Source organism: Xylanibacter brevis P6B11, from assembly GCF_000621825.1.
Lineage (GTDB): Bacteria > Bacteroidota > Bacteroidia > Bacteroidales > Bacteroidaceae > Prevotella > Prevotella brevis.
On sequence record NZ_JHXG01000003.1, the window covers coordinates 402,226 to 411,595 of the forward strand.

Genomic DNA, 9,370 nt, shown 5'->3' on the forward strand with positions numbered 1-9,370 from the left:
TGGTAAATCGAAAAAGTTTCGTATCTTTGCAGACGTTAATATAAGATATGGACAGTAAAGCGAAAGCATTAGAACTGGGACAGAAGCCGGTGGGAGCGCTGCTATGGCAGTATGCGTTGCCAGCCATCGTGGCTATGACGGCCTCGTCACTCTATAATATTATCGACCGTGCCTCCATTGGACAACTGGTGGGAGCCGATGCCATCAACGGCCTATCGGTTACGTTTCCCTTCATGAACCTTAGCGCAGCTTTTGGTGCTGCTGTGGGCGTTGGTGCCTCTACTTGCATCAGCGTGAAACTGGGACAGCGTGACTACGACACGGCTGAGCATTTGTTGGGCAACACGATCACGCTGAATCTCATCGTGGGATTCCTTTTTATGACGGTTTGCCTGTTGTTTCTCGACCCGATACTTCGTTTCTTTGGTGCCAGCGATGTGACGTTGCCTTATGCCCGGGAGTTCATGGAGATTATCCTGGCTGGTAACATCGTGACCCATATGTACTTCGGTATGAATGCCTTGTTGCGTGCCTGCGGAAAACCCAGACATGCGATGTATGCCACCCTGTTCACGGTGATGATGAACATCCTGCTGGTCATCGCCTTCGTATGGGTGCTTCGCTGGGGTATCAGAGGAGCCGCTTTGGCCACTATCACTTCGCAGACGCTGGCGCTATGCTGGCAGCTGTGGATTTTTTCCGACCCCAAAGAACTGATTCATCTGAAGCGTGGCATCTATGGCCTGAAGACCGATCTGGTGAAAAACATCATCGCCATCGGCATCTCGCCTTTCTTGATGAATGCCACCTCGTGCATCATCGTGATCTTCATGAATCGCCAGTTTCTGTCTTACGGCGGCGATATGGCGGTAGGTGCATACGGCATTGCCAATACGTTTGGTATGTTCTTCTTCATGATTATCATGGGAATAAACCAGGGCATGCAGCCCATCGTGGGATATAACTACGGTGCGAAGCATTTCGACCGCATGCTTCGCTGTCTTAACCTAGCCATCCTTTCGGCCACAGCCATCATGGTGCTGGGCTGGTTGATGGCTATTCTTTTCCCTTCAGAGATGGCACGCATCTTTACGAAGGATGCCGTGCAGATTAGCTTGGCGGCCGATGGCATATTGATTAATATGCTGTTGTTCCCGCTGATAGGTTTCCAAGCAGTGACTACAAACTTCTTCCAATGTATAGGCAGAGTGAAAATATCTATCTTCCTCTCGCTGTCAAGACAACTCACCATCCTGTTGCCGCTCATCATCTTGTTCCCTATGATCTGGGGATTGAACGGCCTTTGGGCAGCATTGCCAACAAGTGATGGTCTGGCAGCTATGATGGCAGCCTTTGTGTTGTGGAAGTATATGCGCGATTTTAAAGTGGGAAAGGTATGAATGGCGGTGATAAATTGATAATCAACGTAGGACGACAGTTGGGCAGCGGAGGACGCATGGTGGCCCAGTTGTTGGCGAAGACTTTTGATGCACGCTTCTATGATAAGGAAATCCTGGAGCTGGCAGCCAAGGAGAGTGGCTTCTCGGAAGAGTATTTCGAGCAGAACGATGAGTGTAAGGGCTTTTTCCGCTCGCTGCTTAACATCCGTGCGGTGCATCTCGCCGATAGCGGGTTCTATCAGAATGACTTTTCGCAAGAGGCTCTGTTTAAGATTCAAAGTGACGCCATCCGTAAGGCCGCTGCAGAGGGCAATTGCGTGTTTGTGGGTCGCTGCGCAGACTATGTGCTGCGCGACATGCCTGAATGCGTGAACATCTTCGTGACGGCACCAATCGACATTCGTATAGATCGTGTGGCCGAGCGTCACCACTGTTCGCGAGATGAGGCCCGACACATGATAGAGAAGGGCGAACACGAGCGTGCCACCTACTACAATTATTACACGGGTAAGCACTGGGGCGCATCGGAAAGTTATCATCTCTGCATTGACGCATCAGTGATGGGCATCGAAGAAACGGCAGACTACATTGCCAAGTTTATTAACGCTCGAAGGTAAAGCATAGCTCTACGCAGAGAAAAGCATCAGTTTTCGACCAGAAAAGCATAGGTTTACGGCATGAAAAGGATAGGTTTAATCAGCGATACGCACAGCTATTGGGACGATAAGTACTTGCACTACTTCGAACAGTGTGACGAGATTTGGCATGCTGGCGACATCGGCAGTGTGGAGGTGGCGGAGCGACTGGCTGCTTTCAGACCTTTCAGGGCTGTATGCGGCAACTGTGATGGGGGTGACCTCAGACTGATGTATCGCGAACTGAACCGTTTTAAATGTGAGGATGTGGATGTGCTGATCAAGCATATCGGTGGCTATCCCGGCAACTATGATGCCTCGGTGCGCAGCACGCTGTTTGCCAATCCGCCACAGTTGTTCATCGCAGGGCATTCGCATATCCTGAAAGTGAAATACGACAAGACGCTGAACCTGTTGCACCTGAACCCTGGCGCTGCCGGCCTTCAGGGCTGGCACAAGGAGCGCACGCTGATGCGACTGACCATCGATGGCAGCGCCTTCAAGGACTTAGAGGTGATCACACTGGCTGATCCCGGAAAGGAGCGTGGCTTATGATGGAGTGGATCGTGGAAGTAATCGTTGACACAATAGTTGCGGCAGCGCTTACGTTACTATGTTATATCATCGGACTCGATGAGTCGTGGCAGGATGCCTCAAGAACATTCTTCGTGGCATTCCTCGTGATGTTTCTCATGGGGACCTACAGAAAATATAAACAAGGAAAGGAGTAATTAATCACATGAATATGAAAACAATAGTAATAACCGGTGGTGCAGGTTTTATTGGAAGCCATGTTGTTCGCTTGTTTGTGAACAAGTATCCTGAGTACCACATTATCAATCTCGACAAGTTAACTTATGCTGGTAATCTGGCTAATCTGAAGGATATTGAGAATAAGCCAAATTACGAGTTCGTGAAAATGGATATATGCGACTTCGACGCGTTCTATCAGTTGATGCAGGATAAAAAGGTGGATGGCATCATCCATCTGGCTGCAGAGAGTCATGTGGATCGCAGTATCAAGGATCCCTTTACCTTTGCAAAGACCAACGTGATGGGTACGCTCTCGCTGCTGCAGGCTGCAAAGCTCTATTGGGAATCGCTGCCCGAGAAGTATGAGGGAAAGCGCTTCTATCATATCTCTACAGACGAGGTGTATGGCGCACTGGAGCTGACACACCCCGAGGGAATAGAACCTCCTTTCACTACTACAGCATCCTCGGCAGAACATCATCTGGCCTATGGCGACAAGTTCTTCCTGGAGACCACAAAATATAATCCACATTCACCATACAGTGCTTCGAAGGCTTCGAGCGACCATTTCGTGCGTGCCTTCCACGATACTTATGGAATGCCGGTGGTGGTGACCAACTGTTCCAACAACTACGGTCCTTATCAGTTCCCTGAGAAGTTGATACCTCTTTTCATCAATAATATCCGCCACCGCAAACCGCTCCCTGTCTATGGCAAGGGCGAGAACGTGCGCGACTGGTTGTTTGTAGAGGATCATGCCCGTGCTATTGACCTGATCTTCCACAAGGGAAAGATTGCCGATACATACAATATTGGTGGTTTCAACGAGTGGAAGAATATAGATATTATAAAGGTGGTCATCAAGACGGTGGATCGCTTGCTGGGCCGCAAGGAAGGCGAGGATATGGATCTGATCACGTTTGTCACCGACCGTGCCGGCCATGACCTGCGCTACGCCATCGACTCGTCGAAGCTGCAGCGTGAACTGGGCTGGGAACCAAGCCTGCAGTTTGAGGAGGGTATCGAAAAGACGGTGCGCTGGTATCTCGACAATCAGGCGTGGCTCGACAATGTCACCTCCGGCGACTACCAGAAGTATTACGACAATATGTATGCCAATAGGTAAACATTGATTCTAATTCGACCGTAATCTTACAGAATATGATAACTTCGAAGTTTAATCGTCGCGCTGTTATTGGTGCTTTGCTAGGTATAATGCTGGGAGTAATCGCCAGTGGCGGTGTCTCTGCATTACAGTCTTCTACCTTGGTGCCATTGAGCCTGACTATGATAGCTTTGGGAACCTTGTTCTGCCTGGGCTATCTTTGTTGGTTGCGACGTATTACGGTGTACCCAGATGGAATCGAGACCAGGAGTGTGCTGTTGCCGTTCTGGCGCAGATTCTATTTCTTTACGGAGTTTGACTATTTGGAAACCTCGCGGATGCGAGAGGGCGAAGTGCTGAGGCTCATACGTGGCGGGCGCCGCGTTATAAGCATCGCTTCTGCTGTCTATAGTAACTATGAACAGCTCTGCGAAGCTATCAGGGTGAAACAGAAGGAGAAGTTCAGAGCGCGCGATAATGAGGAGGTCGTCTCGGAATTCAGGATGCCTTACATATATGGAGCTTGGGGATTTATGTTGATGGCATTACTCTTTCCTCTTAGCTGTATCATGGGTGACGGAGAGATGACTTTGGGAAAAGTGCTATTCTCACTTTTTGGAATTTTGTTCCTTGGCGGCATATCGCTGACTTATCTCTACTCTTTCAAGCGTATCACCGTGTGGAGAGGACAGATGGAGGTGAGCAGCTTGTTGTGGCCATTCAGAACAAGATACTACCAAATGTCTGATTTCGATGGATGCTATTATATCACTATCACAAACGACGGACAGCTGGGCGCGCAGACTGAAGAGGCACGCTGGTTGGTGAAGAATGGGAAAGTGAGACTCAATATCGAGGAAAGAAAATATAAGAACTATGAGGCATTGAAATATGCCACGCAAACAAATTACCTTGGAAAGTTGGAAATGACCGCTTTTCAGGCCATGAAGTATGAATTTGGTAAAACGTTAAAGCTATGAAGAAAATACTATTGTTAGGCTCAGGCGAACTGGGCAAGGAGTTCGTAATTGCTGCCATGCGCGCAGGACAGTATGTGATTGCCTGCGACCGCTACGACAATGCACCGGCTATGCAGGTAGCCGACGAGCGCGAAGTGTTTAATATGCTCGACGGCGAGGCCCTTGAGGCTGTGGTGAAGAAACACCAGCCCGACATTATCGTACCTGAGATTGAGGCCATCCGTACGGAACGTCTGTTCCAATTCGAGGAACAGGGCATCCAGGTGGTGCCTTCTGCTCGTGCCGTCAACTTCACCATGAACCGTCGCGCTATTCGTGATCTGGCTTCTAAGGAGCTGGGCCTGCGTACGGCAAAGTATTTTTATGCTAAGACTTTCGATGAGTTTAAGAAAGCTGCCGACGAGATCGGCTTCCCTTGTGTGGTGAAACCGCTGATGTCTTCATCTGGTCATGGTCAGAGCTATGTGCACAACGACGATGAACTGGAACAGGCTTTCAAAGAGGCTATGGAGGGTTCGCGTGGTGATGTGAAAGAGGTTATCATTGAGGAATTCATTGACTTCGACTCTGAGTTTACCTTGCTCACCGTTACTCAGCAGCATGGTTGGCCTACGCTCTTCTGTCCGCCAATAGGTCATGTGCAGAAGGCAGGCGACTATCGCGAATCATGGCAGCCATATAAGTTGTCGGATGAGGCGCTGAAACAGGCGCAGATGATGGCCGACAAGGTGACGAAGGCCCTCACGGGTGCTGGCATCTGGGGCGTGGAGTTCTTCCTCACAAAACAGGGTGAGGTAATCTTTAGCGAACTGTCGCCACGTCCACACGACACGGGTATGGTGACACTTGGACATACTACCAATCTGTCTGAGTTTGAACTTCACTTCCGTGCGGTCATGGGTCTGCCTATTGCTGGCATCCATCTAGAACATGCGGGCGCTTCTGCGGTAATTCTTTCACCAAAAGAGGTATCTGCTCCTGTTGATAAGTCTTTGCTGGACTACAATCTGACAGAGGCTCTGAAGGAAGACCGCACACGTGTTCGTATCTTCGGAAAGCCCGAGGCTCACAAGGGACGTCGCATGGGTGTCGTGCTCTGTTATGGTGAGGTAGGTGACGATGTGGATGCACTTCGCGACAAGGCTAAGCGCTTGGCTAAGACTGTTCTCGGCACTGATCCTTATACTAAATTTGAACATTAAAAAGATGGAGCGCGTAAGTATCATTGACCTGCCAAAAATCGTTGACCCAAGGGGTAACCTGACGGTGGCCGAGCAAATGAAGAATGTGCCGTTTGACATCGCCAGGGTTTACTGGACTTATGATATTCCTTCTGGCGAACGGCGTGGCGGACATGCTCATCGTACTTGTCAGGAGGTGATCATTGCCGTGAGCGGTTCGTTCGATGTGGAGGTGTTTGATGGTCATGTGCGCCAGACTTTTCATTTGAATCATCCCTATCAGGGACTGTATGTCGGTACTAACGTATGGCGCACACTTGAGGACTTCTCAAGTGGCGCTGTTTGTCTGGTTCTGGCGTCTGAATTGTTTGATGAGGATGAATATATCTACGACTATAACGAGTTTCTGCAGATTGTGAAATGATGTTCCGGATAGTACGATATGATGCTACTCATCATGATGAATGGAATCGCTACGTAGATAAGGCACGTAACGCGACTTTCCTGTTCTATCGTGAATACATGGATTATCATAGTGATCGTTTCAAGGATCACTCGTTGCTGTTCTATGTAGGAAATCATCTGCATTCTGTTCTTCCTGCGCATGAGGTGGGGGAGATCTTCTGCTCGCATAGAGGACTGACTTATGGCGGATTGCTGATGGACGAGGATGTGACTACTGCAGATGTGGTTCACTTATTTGAGGAGTTGAACGACTATCTGCGAAAGATGGGATTCCAAAAGGTTCTCTATCGCGCTATTCCTTGGATTTATCATCGCTTGCCTTCAGAAGAGGATTTGTATGCCATGTTTTGGAAATGTGGTGCACGCCTGCAGCAACGTATGTCGGGTACGGTCATCTTTCTCGATGCTCATCTTCGCTGGCGAAAAGATCATCGTCGCCGCTTGAAACAGGCACAGATGGCAGGCATTCAGGTGAAACGGGATGCCAGTTTGGCAGAGTTTTGGCCTGTTCTCAACGATAATCTCCAGAAAAAATTTCAGGCACAGTCTGTGCATACACTTCAGGAGATAGAGCTATTGAAATCTCGCTTCCCTGATAAGATCATTCAATATAGTGCATATCTGGATGGTCGAATCATAGGGGGCATCACTTTCTACGTGATGGGACATGTTCTGCATGGCCAATATAGTGGGACCACTGATGAGGGTAAACGACTCGGTGCCATGGAAGCGATCTATGATCAGGTGATGTATCATGACTATCAGCACATGAGATACCTCGATTTTGGCACTTCGAACGAACAGGGTGGACTGGTCTTGAACGAGGGGCTCATAGCTCATAAGGAAGGATATGGCGGACGTACAGTGATGTACGATACGTATGAATGGACACTTTAAAACATTATAAATTATGGATTACGAAGAAATGAACTATCAATCACTCTCTTCACGTCAGCGTGAATGGGACTCGTCATTGGCTTTTCCTGCCTTGATGAGAAAGGTATATGTATGGATGACTCTGGCATTGGTGATCACAGCATTGTCTGCTTATGGGGTGGCTACTAATCCCGTCATGTCGGCTTTGATTTATTCCAATCCCATAGTAATGTGGCTACTCGTCGGGGCTGAACTGCTACTGGTCATCGGACTCGGAGCTGGAATCAATAAGATGTCTCTGATGACTGCGACAACGCTTTTCGTGGTATATTCTATTCTGAATGGCGTGATGCTGTCTTCTATATTCTTTATATATAGTTTAGGTAGCATCAGCACCGTGTTTATGATTACTGCTGCAACCTTTGGGGCGATGTCTCTCTATGGTTATGTCACACAGAAAGACTTATCTTCATGGGGAAAGGTACTGATGATGGCGCTGATTGGTCTCATCATTGCAACCATCGTGAACATATTTGTTGCAAGTCCTGGACTTACACTGATAGCAAGTTATGCCGGTGTTTTGATATTTGTCGGACTGACTGCTTATGACACGCAGCGCATCAAACAGATGTTTCTCACCGCCCCCGATGCCGGAGAGCACATGCAGAAGTATGCTCTCCTCGGTGCTTTGACGCTCTATCTCGATTTTGTCAATCTCTTCCTCTACTTGCTTCGCATTTTTGGCAAAAGAGATTAACTGCTCTAAGATATAGCTGAAGCTTCTATATCATATAATGCCACTTTTACATCGCTTAAACACTATGTTTTGGATGTGAAAGTGGCATTTTCTGTTTCTTATATCCTGGTTTCGCTGTTTTCCGCTGGTCAAAATGGGAGCCTTCTTGTTTCTTCCTTCTATTCTAACTGAATCGTCGGCCCATTCTTTCTGTTTGGCAAGGTAAGAGTAGAACTATTATCGTCCAATAGTGCCGCTCTTGTCGTCCAATAGTGCCACTTTTGGTGTCGTTCTAGACTCTAGATTAGTTGTTTATAGAGTCTAGATTGCCTCATTCTAAACTCTAGATTGAAGACTTCTAGACTCTAGAAAACGCATTTCCAAAGTCTAGATGCTACCCAATACTTACCGAATTGCATCTCAATAGCGCCACTATAAGTTGATAAAACAGCTGCTATTGCCCAGTAAAACCGATACTTTTATCTCCAATGAAGACGCTTTTTCACCTTAATGGTGGCCCTTTTTGATGATAAAACCCCAATTTCGGCAGAAAAAGTGACAAGTGTTGGAAAGACAATATAGGATTCTTTTGAAGCCCCTTTTATTTATATAATAAGGTGGGCTGTAAAGAAAAATGAAAAGTGTCGAGCTTTTTTAAAAAAAATAGGGGAAAAAGGTAGAAAAGTTTTGGTGGTTACGAAAAAAGCCGTACCTTTGCATCCGCTTACGAGGAACACCTCCTCACAAGCAACAAGACAAGAGTTCTTTGAAAGATTTACATAGACAGAGAAGTAGTACAAGAAGCGAGTGCTAATCTTAATTGAAAGGCACTTGGGTAACAGTAACGAACCGTCAATCATATTTTAAAATAGGTTGATAGACTTGATACTTTTTGGATAGTCATTCTGAAACAGATAACAGATAGATTACTTCTGGATTCGTCTGGTGGTAATCAAATCTAAAGATACAAACATATACAATGAAGAGTTTGATCCTGGCTCAGGATGAACGCTAGCTACAGGCTTAACACATGCAAGTCGAGGGGCAGCATTTCGAAAGCTTGCTTTTGAAGATGGCGACCGGCGCACGGGTGAGTAACGCGTATCCAACCTTCCCCTTAGTAGGGCATAGCCCGGCGAAAGTCGGATTAATACCCTATGTTCTTTACGGATGGCATCTGAAGTAAAGCAAAGATTTATCGCTAAGGGATGGGGATGCGTCTGATTAGGTTGTTGGCGG

At 47.5% G+C, this 9,370-nt stretch carries 9 protein-coding genes and 1 rRNA gene; all 10 read left to right on the forward strand.

What is annotated here, in order from left to right:
- Nucleotides 1-47: 47 nt before the first annotated feature.
- Nucleotides 48-1,400: an MATE family efflux transporter gene (locus T496_RS0101655; RefSeq protein ID WP_027449205.1), complete on the forward strand. Its 1,353-nt coding sequence runs from the start codon at nt 48-50 to the stop codon at nt 1,398-1,400.
- Nucleotides 1,397-2,017, forward strand: a complete 621-nt coding sequence (locus T496_RS0101660; protein ID WP_027449206.1) for a cytidylate kinase-like family protein — start codon at nt 1,397-1,399, stop codon at nt 2,015-2,017. The genes T496_RS0101655 and T496_RS0101660 overlap by 4 nt, the downstream gene beginning before the upstream one ends.
- 60 nt (nt 2,018-2,077) lie before the next feature.
- Nucleotides 2,078-2,590: a metallophosphoesterase family protein gene (locus T496_RS0101665; RefSeq protein WP_027449207.1), complete on the forward strand. Its 513-nt coding sequence runs from the start codon at nt 2,078-2,080 to the stop codon at nt 2,588-2,590.
- A gap of 190 nt (nt 2,591-2,780) precedes the next feature.
- Nucleotides 2,781-3,914 (forward strand): dTDP-glucose 4,6-dehydratase, encoded by a 1,134-nt coding sequence (gene rfbB / locus T496_RS0101675; RefSeq protein ID WP_027449209.1) that lies wholly within the window; start codon nt 2,781-2,783, stop codon nt 3,912-3,914.
- Nucleotides 3,915-3,949: 35 nt separating this feature from the next.
- Entirely contained in the window at nt 3,950-4,873 is a 924-nt protein-coding gene (locus T496_RS0101680; protein WP_155808575.1) for a hypothetical protein, read from the forward strand.
- Nucleotides 4,870-6,075 carry a formate-dependent phosphoribosylglycinamide formyltransferase gene (gene purT / locus T496_RS0101685; RefSeq protein WP_027449211.1) on the forward strand — a complete coding sequence of 402 codons (1,206 nt, stop codon included), beginning with the start codon at nt 4,870-4,872 and terminating at the stop codon, nt 6,073-6,075. Before T496_RS0101680 ends, purT begins: the two co-directional genes overlap by 4 nt.
- A gap of 4 nt (nt 6,076-6,079) precedes the next feature.
- A complete protein-coding gene (locus T496_RS0101690; protein WP_027449212.1) occupies nt 6,080-6,478 on the forward strand; it encodes a sugar 3,4-ketoisomerase in 399 nt (132 codons plus the stop codon).
- Nucleotides 6,475-7,416 carry a GNAT family N-acetyltransferase gene (locus T496_RS0101695; protein WP_231477973.1) on the forward strand — a complete coding sequence of 314 codons (942 nt, stop codon included), beginning with the start codon at nt 6,475-6,477 and terminating at the stop codon, nt 7,414-7,416. The genes T496_RS0101690 and T496_RS0101695 overlap by 4 nt, the downstream gene beginning before the upstream one ends.
- Nucleotides 7,417-7,429: 13 nt before the next feature.
- A complete protein-coding gene (locus T496_RS0101700; protein WP_155808269.1) occupies nt 7,430-8,152 on the forward strand; it encodes a Bax inhibitor-1/YccA family protein in 723 nt (240 codons plus the stop codon).
- A 955-nt stretch (nt 8,153-9,107) separates the two neighbouring features.
- Nucleotides 9,108-9,370: ribosomal RNA gene (locus T496_RS0101705) — 16S ribosomal RNA — on the forward strand; the annotation flags it as partial.

Coding starts and splice junctions, on each gene's coding strand:
- T496_RS0101655 (WP_027449205.1), top strand. CDS start 48: ATGGACAGTAAAGCGAAAGCATTAGAACTGGGACAGAAGCCGGTGGGA.
- T496_RS0101660 (WP_027449206.1), top strand. CDS start 1,397: ATGAATGGCGGTGATAAATTGATAATCAACGTAGGACGACAGTTGGGC.
- T496_RS0101665 (WP_027449207.1), top strand. CDS start 2,078: ATGAAAAGGATAGGTTTAATCAGCGATACGCACAGCTATTGGGACGAT.
- rfbB (WP_027449209.1), top strand. CDS start 2,781: ATGAAAACAATAGTAATAACCGGTGGTGCAGGTTTTATTGGAAGCCAT.
- T496_RS0101680 (WP_155808575.1), top strand. CDS start 3,950: ATGATAACTTCGAAGTTTAATCGTCGCGCTGTTATTGGTGCTTTGCTA.
- purT (WP_027449211.1), top strand. CDS start 4,870: ATGAAGAAAATACTATTGTTAGGCTCAGGCGAACTGGGCAAGGAGTTC.
- T496_RS0101690 (WP_027449212.1), top strand. CDS start 6,080: ATGGAGCGCGTAAGTATCATTGACCTGCCAAAAATCGTTGACCCAAGG.
- T496_RS0101695 (WP_231477973.1), top strand. CDS start 6,475: ATGATGTTCCGGATAGTACGATATGATGCTACTCATCATGATGAATGG.
- T496_RS0101700 (WP_155808269.1), top strand. CDS start 7,430: ATGGATTACGAAGAAATGAACTATCAATCACTCTCTTCACGTCAGCGT.